Here is a 17,496-nt window from a genome sequence, read left to right on the forward strand (position 1 = left end):
GACAAGATTTATATCCTAGCATTGAAGAAAAAGCTGCTAATTTACTGTATTTCATAATAAAGAATCATTCTTTTTCTGATGGAAATAAAAGAATAGCGGCATTCCTATTCCTATACTTTTTAGAAAGAAATGGGATTCTTTTTAATAAAAATGGAGAAAAAAGAATCGCTGATAATACATTAGTTGCGTTGACATTAATGATAGCTGTAAGCAAGCCTGACGAAAAAGACACTATGATAAAAGTTGTTGTCAATCTGATAAATAGGGACAACTAACGCATGGTAACATGCAATATAGCAAAAGGCGGATTTCGTGTTTTCTTCAACATTCTGCCCCACATCAAGTTTTGTAACGGTGAATAAGGACGTAGCCCGCATTCCGCCTCTTGCCATATTGCCACCATCACCTACCTAAATGTTCCCATTTTTCCCATCTCCACCCAATCAAATTGCCAAACACCACCCAAACATTTAATTTAAGCCATAATCACTAAAACCAATAGAATTATGGCAAATTTCCAATTAGCACTTTTAAAAGTCCTCAAACACGAGGGCGGTTACGTCAACGATCCTGTTGACCGTGGAGGAAAGACCTACAAAGGCATTGCCCGCTAAGTTCACCTGGTCAAAATCCGCACAGCCAACAGCCGATTCTTTTTCGGCTGGATTCGCCGTGCCATCGGAGACATCTAAACCAGCACCCCATAGGGCTATAGAACCAACTTGCAATAAAGTAGTTTGGCCTGCCAGCGGGAGGAAGGAACCAATTTGGCTCGGTTCATTTGTTACTTTCTGAAAATAAGTGATTTTGCATAAAAACAAGCTTATTTGATACATATTGATTTCTTCCGATAAAATCGAAATAGCATAAATCCTTATATACTAACCATTCTCTATTAAAATTACACATTTCGCTCTCGTTTTTACCAGAGAAATCTGTCTGTTTTGTTGCCTTTTATCTTGTTTTGCATTGATTTGACACACTTCAACAATATAAAGACGACAAATTGCAGCAATTCACATCAACAATCATGAAGCAAAAAAAATGGTAAAATTCATACTTTTATTAATGGCTGCTTTTATCTAATTTTGGTTTTTTTAACGTATTAACTAAAACCATCTTTACCATGCCGTTTAATTTCATAAAAATCATACGCTCAACCTTGGTACTCATCTTTGCCGGCTTGGCTTCAAATGCTCTTGCTCAGGACGGAACCATTTATCCGATGGATAATCCAGATGAGCCCAATGCCATTGTTTTAGGAACAGGAGGGGTAGAGAACCAGCCTGCCCAGGAATCCTGGTTTCGCCAGTGGGGCGACCCAATGGCCCGTAACATAACAACTGCTACTCTCACTCCCTTTTTACCCGATCCTGAGAAGGCCACAGGTGCTGCAATTATTGTAGCCCCGGGAGGTGGCTTCCGTTGGTTGTCTCTGTCCAACGAGGGCTGGAAAGTCGCCCAGGCTTTGGCCGATCAGGGCATTGCAGCCTTTGTTTTGAAATACCGTCTGTTTCCAACGCCTGAGTCGTTAGAGGGCTTTACCGAGTCGATGAACCGTACATTTGCTGAGGCAACCCCAAGAGAAGAAGGAGAGGCTGAAGCAGCTCCGGCACCTACTCGGGAACGAAGAATGGCATGGAGCCTTGATAATCAGCTGGAAGATGCAGAAGCCGCTTATGCTTTAATTGTAAAGAACGCTGAAAAATGGGGTGTTGATGTATCGCGCATTGGTATGATTGGCTTTTCGGCTGGTGCGGGATTAACCATGCATTCTACTTTAAATTCAGAAGTGATGGATCTGGCTTTTATCGGTCCGATTTACGGTGGAATGAATGCCGTTGAAGTACCAAAAAATGCACCTCCCATGTTTAATGTGATTGCCACCGACGATTTCCTCTTTAACGGTCAGTTCGGCATTATTGAGTCGTGGTACAAGGCAGGTATTCCTGTAGAGTTTCACCTGTATCAAAATGGTGGTCACGGTTTTGGGTTGGGAAACCCCGATCGAACCAGTAATCGCTGGTTTGATTCTTTTATGTATTGGTTGGAAGTAAACGGTTTCCTCAATGAATAATTATAGTTGTGATTGGCTCCTGGAATTTCCTAATTTGCACTCGAATTAACTGGCACCACAAAGGTTGGTAAGGTCTTTGACCATAACGATTGCGGATGCCCGTTCGGAGCAAGTTGATGCACCTGTTTATGCCTACCCGATCATCTGGAATAGTCCAGTGGATGAGGCATCCAGACCGAAAATGGAGAAGATGCAGTAAATCTGGCCGGGAAAATGAGTAAAGCCCTGGCTAATTGCCAGGACGAGCAATACTAATATGGACGAAACTTTGCCGGAATGGAATGTTTATTCACATGACAATGACGAAACCATGATTTTGATTCGGTTTGTCGAATTGAAAACAATTACGACAGGGGTCGATGGGTCTGATTGAGGCAGGTTTCCAGCAATAGATAAGAATCTGTTTATTATACTAATAATGTAATTATTTTTTGATTTGATTATGAAAAGACTGAATTTATTAATTCTGGTGATGATTGTGATGGCTGCTTGCGGAGGAGTGGCCAAATTTGCCTCGGAAAAAGGAGCAGAAGAGTCAAAAGTGCTTACCTTTTGTTCCGATCCCGATAACGACCAGTTTAAAGGCGAGCATGATGGCTATGCATATGAGTTATGGAACCAAAATGGTGCGGGTGACGCCTGTATGACCATTGGTGCGGGTGCCTTGTTTAGCGGGCACTGGCAAGGTATCGATAATTATCTAGCGCGCAGGGGTCTGGTGTTTGACGAAACCCAATTACATCATGAAATTGGGCGCTTCTCAACTACCTACAGTTGTATTTATGAGCCCACTACCGAGTCGGGCAATTCCTATTTGTCGGTATACGGATGGACGGTAGAGCCCCTGATCGAGTTCTATGTTGTAGAGGACTGGCGTCGCTGGATTCCATCGATGGCTGAAGGCAGTCAATTAAAAGGGACTTTTGAGATTGATGGCAGCATTTACGACATATACGAGAGTACCCGTTATAATCAGCCTTCGATAATCGGGGATGCTACTTTTCAGCAGTATTTCAGCATTCGAAGAGATGTTAGGAACAGCGGCAGCATTGATATCTCAGCGCATTTTGACAAATGGGAGTCGCTGGGGATGGAATTAGGTAAAATGAACGAAGTGGCTTTTGTAGTTGAAGGGTACATGAGCAACGGTCGATTTGAGTTTACCGAATTGGAAGTAAAAGTCGAGTAATTTTGGCTGAAGAACGGATTGTTTTTCAAACCGAAATTCCCGTCCGTTTTGATTTTTAGTGCAGCAGGGGCTATTTAGACTTTGCTGCACTTGTTATTTCAGAGGCCTAATCTGTATTGTGGCAGAATCTTTCCTGTTTTCTGGTTAAAATCCAGGCATAAATCACAACGCCTATATTTTGTGCATATTATATGTTTTCATGGCTCTAGTTAAAATTTGCGATGTTATTTCCATAGACCCAATTGATTTGGGTCGTATTCTTGAGTCCTTCTTTCCACCTTCCAGAATTAAATATTATTTTTATAAATTAATCTGTCCTTTCAGGACGCAAACTCTCATTGCGCTTACGACCAAGCCGTTGCCGTTGGATTGAAATAATCTGTCACTCCGTGGCGTTGCAATAAGCAAGATGCTTTATCTGTTCGCTACATCATTGCTGAAAGCCCTATTTAATCCAACCTAAAACAATACTGCGTATAGAGGTTTAGTCCGCCAACAGGCTGAAAGCCTAAATTAATTCAGCCCAAGGCGTTGCCTTGGGCTGATGCGATGTGTTTCATATTCGCCCTGTTAAGGGCAGATTAAATCCTTATTCATATAGTTTAGACCGGGGTGTTAATCCCTGTCCCATAAGGTTGCCCTTTTCAGACCTTCTGGAAACAAAAACGCTATTATAAACTAGAGCCGCCACATATTTGCATTTTTAGAAATCCTGTGATACAGAGGCTAGAAAAAAATAATGGCTCTTACTTTTGAAACATGCCGGGAAAAGCGATTTCGAATATTAGAGTAACACAGAACCAAACAGGATGAAAATGATGGAAAGTAAAAAGAAACAAAAGTAAAAGATTTGGCTTCATACTTTTATAGTTATAATATAATTACTTAGAACGATAATCCTTCAAGTTGTCGCGTTTGAGATGGCCAATTACGGAAACAACTTAATCCATCCCCCCCATACAAGTCAGACATTCCAGAGCAAATCGATCATATTCATCATAAGCAGGACCGGGACGACCATTAAGAGTTATTATGCGATCAATTCGTAATGACTTGCTTCCCAATAGTTCGAAAAACCAAGAAAAATCATCAGGCGTCCAAAGCCTATTGGGACTTCCCTCAACAAAATCAACTTCATTGGATTCGTTAAAGAAATGTATCCTGATATGGTCTTTTTCTAAAGCATCTGCCAAAATTTTGAAGAAATCAGGATCTATCGGTAAATATCCACCATTTTTCATCTGTTTGAAATTTTGCTCTTTAATTGCTCCCGAAGACTTATGAGGGATCTAAACGCAGCTATTTTCCAATAAAGGGGAAAATTTACATGAGGCATGATAATAATGAGATCGGAGCCCTTCTATATACTAATTCACTCATGGGTCATTTATTCCATGTTTCGAAAAAGCAATATCTAAATTTAACCAATATTAAAACTAAAGGCAAATTAAATGGTTTGCACTTTATAATTAGGATGGGATCTTTTATTCTTTTCAAATGATTGTTCATCTTCGCCAAAGATAAACACCCTGGTTTTAAAAATATCCACCATAAAGGAAAATATTTCAACCTCATTTCCAACTCATTCCACTAACTTTAACAAAACTTCAAACTATAAAACAAATGAAAACAATTCTCACAAAAACATCCCGTCTCTTATTTCTTCTTATTCCTGCTGTGCTGATCTCATGCGGAGTACCGGAAACTAAAGAGACAAAACAGATACATTACGGCCCCATTGATACTGTTTATGAATTACCAAAAGTGGATGGAACCATCTATTTTGTATCGCCTGAAGGGAATTCTGAATCAGAAGGCACTTCCCTGGAAAACCCAACCACCATTGAGGTTGCGATCAGCAAAGTTGTATCCGGAGATGCCATTGTATTGAGAGGTGGGACATATCGCACCGGCGATCTAGTTTTCAATCAAGCAATTACCATTCAGGCTTATATGGATGAAAGACCTATATTAAATGGGACTCTAATTGCCAACGATTGGCAAGAAGCTGGGGAACAACTATGGGCAACCAACTGGGAGTATCTATTCCCTGCCGGACCAGAAGACTGGTGGAGAAGAGAAATATTTGAAGAAACCACACCATTACACAGATTTAACAACGATGGAATTTTTGTTGACGGACAATATCTGCAATCAGCCGGAAACAAAGAAGAGGTAACAGATGAAACCTATTACGTAGATTACGAAAACAAAAAAATCTACATCGGATTAAACCCTGAAGGGCGAACCATTGAGATCACAGCGTTTAGAAAAGCACTTTATCGTCCTCTTTATGAGGTTCATGGTAAACAGCCGGACAATAAAGGCCCTGTAATAAAAGGGATCACCTTTACGCAATACCCTGATACTATGGTTCACATTGGAGGCGTTGGTCTGGCCATTGATCAGCATGGCAGGGATGTTGAAGGCACCTATTTTGAGAATTGCGTATTTTCAAAAAACTTCCGTATTGCCGTTTTCAGCATCAGTGACAACATGATAATGCGTAATTGTAAATTCTATGACACCAACACCGAAGGGTTGTATGTGGTAGCATCTGCCGATGTTTTAATCGAGCATAACATTTTCAAGAACAACAACATTGAAAAGTGGACGGGATTTTATCCTGCGGCTGTAAAGATATTTAACCAAAGCCATAACGCCACTTTCCGTGAAAATCTGGTAACAGACCAACCCAACTCAAATGGGGTTTGGTATGATGTTGGGAATAACAACGGCGTATTTGTAAACAACCTCATTAAAAACGTTGGAAGTCCTAACGAACCATTCCGTGATGAACAGGTTTGGCCTAGCAGCAACGGCTTCTTTTTTGAAATATCTAATGGAGCCATTTGCGCCGGGAACGTATTTGTAAACTGTAATCAGGCCATACTAATATTAAACAGTTGCGATGTAGAGATCTATAACAACACATTTATCAACAGCAGAGCTAGTTTTGGAAGAACCGCCAGAGGTGACGATCCCGACCATTTTGGATGGCACCCAAGCACAGGCCCCGGAGTTGAAGAGCGCGATGGACATGTGTTTGTCAACAATTTAATGGTGTTTGAGAATGATTATGTATTTCCAATGCTGCAACTATGGCAACCTTCAGAGTTGTGCCAAAGATTGCCCGACTCTCCCATTAAATACATAAACAACAATGTTTATGTAAAAAAGACCGAAGAAACTGGACGGCTTTATCTTTGGAGCCCCTATCCAAACGAAAGATGCCAGACATCTTTCTACTCAATTGAAGAATTAAACAATGAATTTCCGGAATTTGAAGCAGACAGCAGGTTCTATCTGAGCTTCAGGGAAACAATTTTCGAAGAAAATTACAAAATATCTCCTCAATTCCCGGGCACAGATGCCGGAGTCGAAATCCCGGATCACATCCGTGCGGTTACAGGATGGAAAAGCGATACTCCTTTTATCGGAGCCAAAGCTTTCAAATAACAGATTAAAGTAGTTTATCTCTGACTCTGAAAAAACACCCTGAAATGATTTTTTAAATCATTCAGGGTGTTTTAATTATTTCAGCATCCACAATAGTTCTTATTTATAATATATTTTTAGCCCTGCACAACGATGGTTGTCTGCAACAGAATAATCAGGAGCCAGAATTTCTATGACCAGTTTAATGGAGTTTTCTATTTGGAAAGTTTGTTCGCCAATAAATCCATTAGACGAATTTGAATAGAGTACCGTGCCAGCTTCATCATCGGCTAACAGGCGGAATTCAATATTTCCTAATTTTTTCTCTCCACATACGCTTAAAAAATAGGTGCGACCCCCATATAAAATCTGATTAAAGCGAACAACATGATCTTTTCCTAAAGTAAAAGCACGAGACACCGAGCCATTGACAAAATCTGCAGGTGGTTCAGAACAATGCTGTTGTTCATAATTTCTGCAAAACTGAGCATCAATGGTTGCAAAACCTGAAAAGATCAATATTAACGGAATGATATATTTAAAAAACTGCAACATCTCTCTATATTTTAAAGTTTTCTTCAGATTAATTGACCCATTTTCCTCTAAGTTTGTTCACCTCCTCATGTATTCGCCTGATGGAGTTTACGGTAGATCCGGTTGCCCTGCCACCTCCAATGGTTATGACACCGTTTGAGGTTCCAGCCACTTTAGGGGATTCTGTTTCAATAGTAAACTCGTTAAACGCATCAATCAATCCCTCCATATCATTCAGCATCGCTTTTCGAACCGGTTCATTCAGGTGTCGATTAAACATGACCACCAACTGATCCATGATCATTTTTTGATCCCACACGCGCATTCTGAAACCATCATCATGAATTTTTGAACCATCAGAATTAAGCGCCAGATAAAGACTTTCAACAAATCCCCCCGCCGAAATAAGTGCGTATTCACCAAACCTGTCGGTATCGTGTAAATTGGCAATCACCAGAAGGTATAGTTCATCGTAAATCAAATTCAAGGAATCCATCTGATTCATGTTCCTCATTAAACGGTGTCCCAACTCCTCTACTTCGGGAGGAAAAATATTCAATTGCCGTCCCATCTCATCCACAGTGTTAAAATACTGTAGCCCGGTATGGTTCTGTTCGAAGCTGATGGAATAAGCCAGATTTGCCAGATAAAATCCATACGCCAACAGGCGATCGCGAAACGTATTGTAGCTGTCGCTCTTCCTAACATCGTTAAGCAAACGGGGAGTGAACTGAATTTCACTGTTGTGAATATAGGTCAATATCTCGTCGGGCGATGGAATGGAATAAAATTCCACGATAAACTCTTCATCCTGCGACTCAACATCCATTGAAAAAACCGACGAAGACCATATTAAAAGCATCGCTAAAACCCACGTACACTTTTGATTGTAAAATACTTTCATCTTCTATTTTTTTCTGATAACAAATTAAATCATTCGGGTTAATGAGGTTATAATACTATCTTATACTGCTTTATGCCGGATTTTGTTTCCAAATACGGTTTAAAACAGGAGCAACCTGAGATACCATACCTTCCATGGTTAACTTTGAATTGTAATCCCACATTTCATCGGAAGATGAAATGTGAACCACATATCCTTTAACTCCGTTTTTGCTCTCCGTGAGTGGGGTGATGGCAATTTTTTTTACGTTTACGTTATTCAGCATCTCAGGGTTATAAAAATCTTTTGATAAGTAATATGATGGTTTCTGGATAGCTTCAAGGTGCAAAGCACTAACCCACAAATGAAAAACAGGGAACTGTTTTTTTACCAGATCAGAAAATCCTTTCGATACGCAAAGATTGGCATCATCATCATTCTGCAAATAAATGCCGACACCATCCGTTGATGATATCTGAACCAAATGATTTACCATGATTTTAAGTGCTTCCTGTTTATGAATGGTCGCTGCCAGTTTATATCCCATCAATCTTTGAATCATTCCATGCTTTTCAATCTGGTTCTGTTGGGTAATATCCTGCAGCCTCCATAAATATCCTGACAACTCATTGTTGATCCATACAGGATAGAAATTGCGAATAAAGACCCGGCCATCTGTCAGTTGCAAACGGTCATTTAATGCCGGTTTTAAATTTTTGATGAGCTCATCCATGCGATTTAAAAAGCCATCCGGATCAATGGTTGAATCGGCAAAGGCTTCGCTTAACATTTGACAATCTTTTCCAACAAAGTGATCCGGATCATACTCACCACCAAAAGTTTCGCAATAGGTTCTATTAACAAGTTGGATTCGCCGTTGAACATCCTCAAATACAATTACCGAGGGCAAATTATTAACCAGCGTACTCAATTGCTGGTTTGTAGCCGACAGTTCATCAGTTAGAATTTTACGATCAGAAATGTCTATTTTAATGGCCAGGTAGTTTATAATATCTCCATTATCATCACAAATGGGAGAAATGGTAAGCTCCTCAGGATAAATAACTCCATCTTTCCGCTTATTAAACACCTCTCCTTTCCATGTTCTGCCGGAGGATAATTCATTCCACATTATTTTATAAAAAGTTTTATCCTGTATCCCGCTGCCTTGCAGCTCTCCGACTGTTCTCTGAAATATTTCATCATGATTATACCCCGAGAGTTCGAGATAGCTGTTGTTTGCCCAAACAATCTTTCCATCTTTATCTGCAATGATCAAGGCGTATACGAATTTCTCGAAAGCTGACCAATAGAGTTTTAATGAAAGCTCGGCCTTTTTCAAACGACTGATATCCATTGCTACATTGAGGTACCCATCCTTTTCTCCAGATTCATTACTAATTACTTTTCGGGATAGCAATACGGGTAATGACTTTCCGGTTTTTGTAAAAAATGCAAACTCCACATTTTCAGGTGGAAGATTTTCAGACAGGTAAATAAGGGCCTTGAAGTCTGACTCAAATGCTGTCCCATTCATTCCAACCGCCAATTCAACCGCATTTCTGATATGCGAAGGGTCGTATAATTCCAATACAGACATCCGGCCAATTACATCCTTTGCCTGGTAACCTAAAACCGCCTCAGCCATGGGATTAAAACTGGCAACGACACCGTCGATTGATGAGGAGATAACAATGGCGCGGGTTGTGTCGATAATTGTTTTATTTAGCTTGTTTAGCTCCCGCTTTTCACGTGTGCGATCGGCAACCAAAATCTCAAGATTTTGGTTGTATTTTAGTATTTGGCTATTGAGATTCTTCTGTCTTAGGCCAATATTTAATTGATGAGCCATTTCTTCTACAATATTGATTCTTTTTTCGTTAAAAAAATCAACGATCTCGGACACCATCATTAAATATTGTCCCCTATCACTCCCAGATTCTAACTGCATCAACAATAAACTTTTGGCTGATGGGAAAGCATCAATTCCCAAAACGGCTCTCACTTCAAATTTATCAGATAGAACAAACAGATTCTTTACTGCTTCTGTCTCCCACTTATTCAAATTCCTGTTAAGATCGAATCCTGCATCATCAAGCCCCGCGCAATTAACTGGGAATGCGGCTACCGGACGATATTTGCCGGTGACTTCTTCAAGTCGGACAACAGCTGAACATGTGGCAGGCAAAAGTTTGTGAATAACTTCCAGAACACTGGTAAAAAGCTCATGCTCATGACCAAAACCATTTAGAATCAATTTGCTGATACGATACAGGCTTTCAATTCTCTCTTCATTCTCCTTTTTGTCATAAATATCCTGGCAATACATGATGATTTCTTCCCAACCATCTTCCGGGTCTGTCAAGGGCTGAATGGTTGTCTGGTAACACCGTGGAACACCTAAATGCTCAAAAACATAATCCTTACACAATATCTCATTTCCTTCAAGCACCAGTTTTATGTCTCTCATGATCTCGTCAGCGGTTTGATTTGGAAGCATATCGTACACCGAGCAACCTTCAATATTTCTATCAATTTCTAACTGATCATAAATTTGACGATTTACAAATCGGTACACCCCATTACAGTCGAGGATCATTACTCCAATCCCTGAATTTTCTATGATGCCTCTGAATTTCCTTTCGCTGGTTAACAACCTCCTAAAAACATCTATATTCTTAAGCATCCCCGCTATGCTACCCGCAGCTATTTTTAACAAACGTAGATCTCCGTCATTCCACTTTCGCTTTTTGTGAACAGTGGCGAAACCCAAAAAACCTGCAACTTTTCCTGTATGAATAACAGGAACTGCCAGAAGGGATTCAACATTAAGATCCTCCACAAGCTGCCTCTCTCTCAATGCAGCATCCGGAAATTCATCGGTTTGGTTTATTCTAAGCGGCTCTCCGGTTTTCAGCCTGCTATCCCACCATTTGTAATTTTCAACCGATAAGTTTTGCAGGTTGTCAATCTGACTATCCACTCCGGTATTGCACCATTCATGAGTACATGAAATACTTGTACCCTGCTTGTTATATAGGAAAAGATAGCTTTGATCAACTCCGGTAAGCTTACCTAGCTCCTGAAGAGCGTAAGTTATCTCATAATCAGCTTCATCAAGATTAACACTTGCAAAACGGTTGGAGAGATCAGAAAGCAACATCTCCATTTTTAGCTTATAAGCGGTTTTTAGATGCTGCTTCTTTTCATCCGAAATATCTTTAATGATAATTACAATCTGATAATCGTCATTGCATCTGCTATTTAAAAAATGAACCTTGCATTCAACCTGAAACCAACTTGAATAATTCTTTAATGAATTAACGATCTTCAGCACTGTTGCGGAATTTTCTTCTTCCTGATGAGAAATCCAGACCGGATTTAGCTCTTTTGGCAGTAGCTCCTCTTCTTCATTGAAAAACTCCAATGGCAACTTCCAAAAGTCCTGTCCACAGAGATCTGCTCTATCAATCAAATGGAGTGTTTTCAATGCGGATGAATTCACATTGATGATCTCAAAATACTCAGAAAGACAAATTACTCCATAATCGTTGGCAGCCATAAAACTTCCGAAATCAGGATGTAATTCCAAAGGAATTAGATCCTGCACAACAGCTTCCTTAGCCTCGGTGCCAGCCGATCCACAGCCCATCAAAAAAGAATTAAATCCTTTCAGCACATTTAACAACTTCGCAAATATCATCATTTAAAAACCCCAGTTTTATCAATTACAATTATGCATTTAAACAGCCCCTCAGATTAAGTTACAACCAGGAGCAGCATAAAAACGCAATCTGCCATCTAACTTTGGGAAGGAATAAAGGATGTATATCCTTTAAATAGGGAGTTCAGACTTGATTAATTAAGCCCTGCTTTAAGCATTTGAATTTTTATACGCATTTTAAACTGAAATGTTTCCTGAAGCAGAGGCAAAATACCTACTCGTTTCCGAGGAGATCCTTAATCGGATATAATTGGTGATGATGTAAAGTTTCAATACGATATATCCTTCCGCAAAAGCATATTAACTAACTACTTATTTTTGCGTTGAAGGGTTTTTAACAATCTGCTATTCCTGTCACAACCCACTCCAATAATTGACCATTCAGAATAATATTCTTAACTTTAAATGCCTTTTTTGATTTAGCAATCAAAAAAAGAAACCAAATAATGATGCGTCCCATGAGATTTATAATCTGTTCATTTCTTTTATTATCATACCTTTTTATTTGCGGATGCGATAAGAAAACGACAAGTCATGCAGGATTTAAAGTAAAGCATGTTCATATTGAAACCATGGGAGAACTTCCTTTGGAAGTTCCTGAAAGTTCAGGCCTTATCGTCACATCGCCCAATCGCATTTGGACACATAATGACTCAAGCAATCCCAACGAACTTTATTTAATTGATTCAACGGGAGTGCTTCAAAGAACTCTGATGATCTCCAATGCAACCAACATTGACTGGGAAGACCTTGCCATTGATTCCAATGGATATGTTTACATCAATGATGCCGGCAACAACAACAACGATCGTAAAGACCTAAAAATTTGGCGCATTCCACATCCCGACAAAGCCACCGGAAATTCTACGTTTGCTCATGCCATTGCATTTACACTGGAAGATCAAACAGAATTTCCACCTCCAAGAAGTAACAGAAACTTCTGCATTGAAGCCATCATTTGGAAATCGGATTCCATTTTCATGTTTACCAAAGACAGAAGTGAACCGCTAACCGGTTACACCAAAATGTACGGAGTTCCGGCCTCACCGGGAAGTCACACAGCAAAACTCCTGGATTCTTTATACATTGGCAACAGAAACAATCATTCGAGAGTAACAGGAGCAGACATCAATTTTGAAACCGGAGAAGTTATATTACTAACCCGTTCACATCTCCTTTCCTTCACCAATTACCCCGGTAACAGGTTCTTTAAGGGTGAAATCACCGACTACCGGTTTATCGAACGTGTTGGTCAGGTTGAAGGAGTTGGTTTTATAAACGGGAGTTCACTATACATATCGGAAGAAAGCGACGAAGACAGCAGAGGTTTCCTATACAGGGTAAACCTTGCTCAATAACACATTCTTAATGAATTCAGACACAAAAAAGCGCATCATCATGAGACGAAATTTACCCATTACGATCATTTTGCTGTTTGTGACATTGCATTTCTCATACAGCGATGTAAGGCAAACCATCACCCGATGGACATTTGACGGAATTACCGAACCTATTATTGGGGAGGGTTCCGCTTCGCTTATCGGCGGCACAGAACAACATTCCGTAGAGGCTGAAAATGGTTGGAGATTCATTAATTTCCCGGAACAACAACAGAATTCAGGAACTGCCGGCGCGCAATTCATGATCAGCACCGAAGGATATCAGAACATCCACTTGGAATTTGAACACCGCTCTTCCGGTACGGCCAGCAGATGGGCACAGTTTGAGTATACCACAGATGGAGGTGATACATGGCAAATTTATGGCAATAATAGCGGAGGACTTTTCCCCAGAGATACCTTTTACCCGTTCTCAATGGATCTTTCAGGAGTTGAAGCAGCAAATGACAATCCCGGATTTGGAGTGCGGATAGTTTCAATATTTAGTCCTGTGGAGTTCAACCCCGGAGAACCTGATCAGGACTTTGATGCCAACACAGCCTATCAGCGCGCACGTGATGAAGGAGGCAATGAATACAGTCCGGAGGGCAATTGGAGACTGAGAGATGTAAATTTCACGGGAGAGGTTATTACTCCTAACAACCATCAGGTTTTTACCCGCTGGACTTTTGAAGGCAACACCGATCCTTCCATAGGTGAAGGAGTTGCCCAGCTAATTGGAGGTACATCAGAGCACTCTGTTGATTCGGAAAGCGGATGGAGATTTGATAACTTCCCCATTCAAGGTGCAGCATCCGGTACAGCAGGGGCTTCTTTTATGGTTAGTACTGAGGGATACGAGAATATAATTATCAATTTTGAACAAAGGGCATCCGGAACAGCTAGTCGCTGGGCACAGTTTGAATACAGCACCGATGGGGGTGTTTCATGGCAGACTTATGGAAACAATGATGGCGGATTAGCTCCCAGAGATATTTTCCACCCATTCATGATAGACCTGAGCGAAGTTTCTGATGCCAACGACAACCCGGATTTTGCCATTCGCATAGTTTCGATCTTCTCACCTGAACCTTTCAATCCAGGCGTACCGGATCTTGATCTTGGAGCAAACTTAAACTATCACAGAGCACGTGATTTTGACGATGGTGGTAGCGAATACAGTCCGGAAGGAAACTGGAGATTGCGTAATGTAGCTTTCTCTGGCGAAATAATCCTATATCCAAACCCCACAGCATTAAAGATTGAAGCTGTAAACGAAAACAATCCGGTATTTGCTGATCAACCATTTAGCTTAAAAGTGGGCATCTACAATGCAGACGGCAAACCCTCAGCAGCAGAAGCAGACACGGAGGTCACACTGGAACTGGTGTCGGGCAATGGAACTTTAACCGGCACAATTACCGGTACCATAGCCGATGGGCTGCAAAACACCATCATAACAGGCATTTTGTATGATGAAGCCGAAGAGTTTGAAATACGTGCAAATGCGGATGGTCTTGAAGCATCGCAGGGTATAAACATTATTGCAAATAGCTATTTAAGAAATCTGGTGCTGACTTACAATATGCCCGGTGGAGGAACTGTTATTGGCTCGGGCGAATTTCAGGCAGACGCAGAAGTTGTTGCAGAAGCTCTTCCATTATACGGATTTAACTTTATCCGATGGGTAGATCACGAAAACAACGAAGTATCCACCAATACTGAGTTTACATTTACCATGCCTGATAACGATGTTACTCTCACCGCCATTTTTGAACCCGAATTGGGCGAAGATATTATTCATTATTGGCATTTTAATGAACTTCCCGGCGGTATTCTAACCGAAGTCGTGGCTGATTATTCTGCTTTTGAATCTGGAATCATAACATACCCCGGAACAGGCGACGGTTATATGGACTTCTTTGATAATGGCTCAGAATACAATCTTCAAATGGATGCGGATGTCGGAACTGCTCTTCGGGTACGAAACCCGGCCATCAGCAGGGAACTTATCATTGATGCACCTTCATCGGGATTTACCAACTTGCATTTAACATTTGAAGTGCATAGGTCAAATAATGGACCAACACAACAGAACTTGCACTATTCAATTGATCAGGGTGCATCATGGGTTCCAATTGCTCTGGGTTATGAAATTGAAACAGACTATCATGTAATCTCATTCCCTCTGTCGGCCTATGCAGAAACAGAGAATAACGCCAATTTGCAGTTTCGCATTCTCTTTATCGGAGAAAACAATACAGGCGATGCAGGGAACAACAGATTTGACAACATCCTGGTTTCCGGAAATCTGATAGATGGATATACCTCAACAGAGCAAATGGAATTAAATCATGATTCAAAACCATATCCAAACCCGGCAAAGGATTATATCCATGTAAACATTGCAAAAGATAATTCTATTATAACGCTAAAAAACATGTCAGGACAAGAAGTGTATAGGAAAAGAGTCCATCAGGGAGATCATCGAATAGAACTAAATGGAATATCCGGCGGATTCTATCTTCTACAAATCAGCAATCCAACTGATCATGAAATGGTTATCCATAAGGTTCTTGTAAAATAACATATAGATTGTTTGGTGATAAATAAAATGTTTCAGTAAATTTATTTTTATTTATTACAACCTTAAACAAGAAAGCTATGGAAAAAAAACTAGAATTTGGTGAAATTCTCAGCTACGCATTTACCAATGGGCTGAAGAATTTTCTATCATTGATTGCATGTTATCTTCTTTGGATGCTGACAATCTGGATTCCATATTTGAATGTTGGAACCACCATTGCTATGGTAACGTTGCCTGCCGCTCTCAGTAAAGGGAAAATGATTAATCCACTGGAGATTTTTGATGGCAAATACCGTAAATTTATGGGCGAGTACTTTCTGGTAGTAAGCCTTGGCATGCTGATCATATTTATAGCAACCCTGTTTATGATTATTCCCGGCATTGTTATGGGAATCGCCTATTGTCTCGCTCCTTTATTGGTGGTTGATAAAGGCAAAGGTGCAACCGAAGCTTTAAAGCTAAGCAACAAAATTACCCATGGTAACAAATGGACAATTTTTCTTGTTTGGATAGTCCTTGCTATTCCTTACATTATATTAGGATGGATTTGGACTCCATTGGCAATTATTTACCTGATTCTTTTAACTCCAATATCACTTTGTGCCATGGCCAGTATTTACGGCCAACTTGCGGGGGATATTGAAGAAGGATGAACTTATAATTAGGGGTTTTCTTTAATTCAAGACGCAGAAAACACCCACAATCTGGTTAAAACACAAAAGTCCGCAAAGGGAATCCTCCTTTGTGGACTTTTTTATGATGCCTGAAATCACTCCAGTTATGAATTAAATGCCACAGCTTACATCGCGACAAATAACACAACAAACAATGCTCCAATAAAAAAAAATCCGGCGGCTTTATCACCGCTATCATTTGTCTGAACAACCATATTTATCAATGCTTCATTCCGATAACCAGGCCCCATATCGGTTTTCACTATTTCCGAAACCCAAAAACGCTCATCAATAGTCAGCCTGGAAACAAAGTCCTGATCGAAATAAAGCGTCAGGTAAACTCTGAGTGATAATGGGGAATTATCCTCATTGTATCGATACACCTTCCCGTTAAACCCGGCTCCTCTTCCAGGAATGGTTACTTTTTCATGATCAGATTTTTCATCATAATTGATGTTTGGTATCACCCCGGCGCTTTCAGAAATTCGCGTACCAGGAGGAATCGCTACCACTGCCAGATCACGGATCGAAGTACTATGAGCATTAATAAAACTTCTGTTTGAATATTGGCCGGATTCAGTTATTTTACCCGCCAGATTTGTATGCGTCACATCCTGCCATATTGGAAAACTCTCCTCCCCTAAAATAAGAAATGACCTGGTTTTATCAACATAAAGCATTTGTCCGGAGCGGTTTGATATTTCAAACAAAATCTGGTTATCCTCTGAAAAGAGATGCCGCACGATTACGGAATCCAAGTCCGAAACCATTTCATTCCTAAAGTCCTGAGGAAGCTCACTATTGAAACTTACATAGTGATAGGTTGAACAACCGATTGTAAGAATAAGTGCGATAAAAGCAGCGAGTAGGGTTAAGCATTTTTTCATATTGATATTTAAATTACAGAACTTATTTTCTCGTTATAACGGATTCAACTGTAAAAGAATAAATATACTGATTAAGTAATCATCCTGCAAATTCAAAATTCTTTTTAATTCACTAGGATCACAA

At 40.2% G+C, this 17,496-nt stretch carries 14 protein-coding genes; 9 read left to right on the forward strand and 5 right to left on the reverse strand.

Annotated elements, in window-relative coordinates; translation table 11 throughout:
• Nucleotides 1-20: 20 nt before the first annotated feature.
• The 5 genes from B5X70_RS18550 (at nt 21) to B5X70_RS03080 (ending at nt 3,266) form a co-directional block, all read left to right on the forward strand.
• Nucleotides 21-275 (forward strand): type II toxin-antitoxin system death-on-curing family toxin, encoded by a 255-nt coding sequence (locus tag B5X70_RS18550; RefSeq protein WP_198314269.1) that lies wholly within the window; start codon nt 21-23, stop codon nt 273-275.
• 231 nt (nt 276-506) lie between these two features.
• Nucleotides 507-614, forward strand: coding sequence for a glycosyl hydrolase 108 family protein (locus B5X70_RS18555; RefSeq protein WP_079556399.1), 108 nt, complete (start codon nt 507-509; stop codon nt 612-614).
• Between the two features lie 512 nt (nt 615-1,126).
• The gene (locus B5X70_RS03075; protein ID WP_079556400.1) at nt 1,127-2,077 is read left to right on the forward strand and encodes an alpha/beta hydrolase; all 951 of its coding nucleotides are present in this window, start codon (nt 1,127-1,129) and stop codon (nt 2,075-2,077) included.
• A gap of 76 nt (nt 2,078-2,153) precedes the next feature.
• Nucleotides 2,154-2,276 carry a hypothetical protein gene (locus tag B5X70_RS18490; RefSeq protein WP_262481297.1) on the forward strand — a complete coding sequence of 41 codons (123 nt, stop codon included), beginning with the start codon at nt 2,154-2,156 and terminating at the stop codon, nt 2,274-2,276.
• 243 nt (nt 2,277-2,519) lie between these two features.
• Nucleotides 2,520-3,266, forward strand: a complete 747-nt coding sequence (locus tag B5X70_RS03080; protein ID WP_079556401.1) for a glycoside hydrolase family 11 protein — start codon at nt 2,520-2,522, stop codon at nt 3,264-3,266.
• A 941-nt stretch (nt 3,267-4,207) separates the two neighbouring features.
• On the opposite strand, the gene B5X70_RS03085 is transcribed toward B5X70_RS03080, so the two are convergent.
• Entirely contained in the window at nt 4,208-4,507 is a 300-nt protein-coding gene (locus B5X70_RS03085; protein WP_079556402.1) for a hypothetical protein, read from the reverse strand.
• A gap of 382 nt (nt 4,508-4,889) precedes the next feature.
• On the opposite strand from B5X70_RS03085, the gene B5X70_RS03090 reads away from it, so the two are divergent.
• Nucleotides 4,890-6,725 (forward strand): right-handed parallel beta-helix repeat-containing protein, encoded by a 1,836-nt coding sequence (locus tag B5X70_RS03090; RefSeq protein ID WP_079556403.1) that lies wholly within the window; start codon nt 4,890-4,892, stop codon nt 6,723-6,725.
• Between the two features lie 99 nt (nt 6,726-6,824).
• Here the strand turns inward: B5X70_RS03090 and B5X70_RS03095 are convergent, their stop codons facing one another.
• The 3 genes from B5X70_RS03095 to B5X70_RS03105 all read right to left on the reverse strand — a co-directional run bounded on the left by B5X70_RS03095 (nt 6,825) and on the right by B5X70_RS03105 (nt 11,827).
• On the reverse strand, nt 6,825-7,259 hold the full coding sequence (locus B5X70_RS03095) for a hypothetical protein (protein WP_079556405.1): 435 nt from the start codon (nt 7,257-7,259) through the stop codon (nt 6,825-6,827).
• 28 nt (nt 7,260-7,287) lie between these two features.
• Nucleotides 7,288-8,142 carry a hypothetical protein gene (locus tag B5X70_RS03100; RefSeq protein WP_143255015.1) on the reverse strand — a complete coding sequence of 285 codons (855 nt, stop codon included), beginning with the start codon at nt 8,140-8,142 and terminating at the stop codon, nt 7,288-7,290.
• Nucleotides 8,143-8,212: 70 nt separating this feature from the next.
• The gene (locus B5X70_RS03105; RefSeq protein WP_079556407.1) at nt 8,213-11,827 is read right to left on the reverse strand and encodes a PAS domain S-box protein; all 3,615 of its coding nucleotides are present in this window, start codon (nt 11,825-11,827) and stop codon (nt 8,213-8,215) included.
• 476 nt (nt 11,828-12,303) lie between these two features.
• On the opposite strand from B5X70_RS03105, the gene B5X70_RS03110 reads away from it, so the two are divergent.
• From B5X70_RS03110 to B5X70_RS03120, 3 genes are read left to right on the forward strand one after another with little or no spacing between them, the layout of a single operon-like run.
• A complete protein-coding gene (locus B5X70_RS03110; protein ID WP_079556408.1) occupies nt 12,304-13,203 on the forward strand; it encodes a hypothetical protein in 900 nt (299 codons plus the stop codon).
• A gap of 40 nt (nt 13,204-13,243) precedes the next feature.
• Nucleotides 13,244-15,811: an InlB B-repeat-containing protein gene (locus tag B5X70_RS03115; RefSeq protein WP_157666500.1), complete on the forward strand. Its 2,568-nt coding sequence runs from the start codon at nt 13,244-13,246 to the stop codon at nt 15,809-15,811.
• Between the two features lie 53 nt (nt 15,812-15,864).
• Nucleotides 15,865-16,464: a DUF975 family protein gene (locus tag B5X70_RS03120; protein WP_262481298.1), complete on the forward strand. Its 600-nt coding sequence runs from the start codon at nt 15,865-15,867 to the stop codon at nt 16,462-16,464.
• Between the two features lie 146 nt (nt 16,465-16,610).
• On the opposite strand, the gene B5X70_RS03125 is transcribed toward B5X70_RS03120, so the two are convergent.
• On the reverse strand, nt 16,611-17,372 hold the full coding sequence (locus tag B5X70_RS03125; protein WP_079556412.1) for a hypothetical protein: 762 nt from the start codon (nt 17,370-17,372) through the stop codon (nt 16,611-16,613).
• Between the last annotated feature and the right edge of the window lie 124 nt (nt 17,373-17,496).

Origin of the sequence: Alkalitalea saponilacus, from assembly GCF_900168165.1 — a bacterium.
Lineage (GTDB): Bacteria > Bacteroidota > Bacteroidia > Bacteroidales > Marinilabiliaceae > Natronoflexus > Natronoflexus saponilacus.

Coding starts and splice junctions, on each gene's coding strand:
- B5X70_RS03075 (WP_079556400.1), top strand. CDS start 1,127: ATGCCGTTTAATTTCATAAAAATCATACGCTCAACCTTGGTACTCATC.
- B5X70_RS03100 (WP_143255015.1), bottom strand. CDS start 8,142: ATGAAAGTATTTTACAATCAAAAGTGTACGTGGGTTTTAGCGATGCTT.
- B5X70_RS03115 (WP_157666500.1), top strand. CDS start 13,244: ATGAGACGAAATTTACCCATTACGATCATTTTGCTGTTTGTGACATTG.
- B5X70_RS18555 (WP_079556399.1), top strand. CDS start 507: ATGGCAAATTTCCAATTAGCACTTTTAAAAGTCCTCAAACACGAGGGC.
- B5X70_RS03095 (WP_079556405.1), bottom strand. CDS start 7,259: ATGTTGCAGTTTTTTAAATATATCATTCCGTTAATATTGATCTTTTCA.
- B5X70_RS03105 (WP_079556407.1), bottom strand. CDS start 11,827: ATGATGATATTTGCGAAGTTGTTAAATGTGCTGAAAGGATTTAATTCT.
- B5X70_RS03085 (WP_079556402.1), bottom strand. CDS start 4,507: ATGAAAAATGGTGGATATTTACCGATAGATCCTGATTTCTTCAAAATT.
- B5X70_RS03125 (WP_079556412.1), bottom strand. CDS start 17,372: ATGAAAAAATGCTTAACCCTACTCGCTGCTTTTATCGCACTTATTCTT.
- B5X70_RS03110 (WP_079556408.1), top strand. CDS start 12,304: ATGAGATTTATAATCTGTTCATTTCTTTTATTATCATACCTTTTTATT.
- B5X70_RS03080 (WP_079556401.1), top strand. CDS start 2,520: ATGAAAAGACTGAATTTATTAATTCTGGTGATGATTGTGATGGCTGCT.
- B5X70_RS03090 (WP_079556403.1), top strand. CDS start 4,890: ATGAAAACAATTCTCACAAAAACATCCCGTCTCTTATTTCTTCTTATT.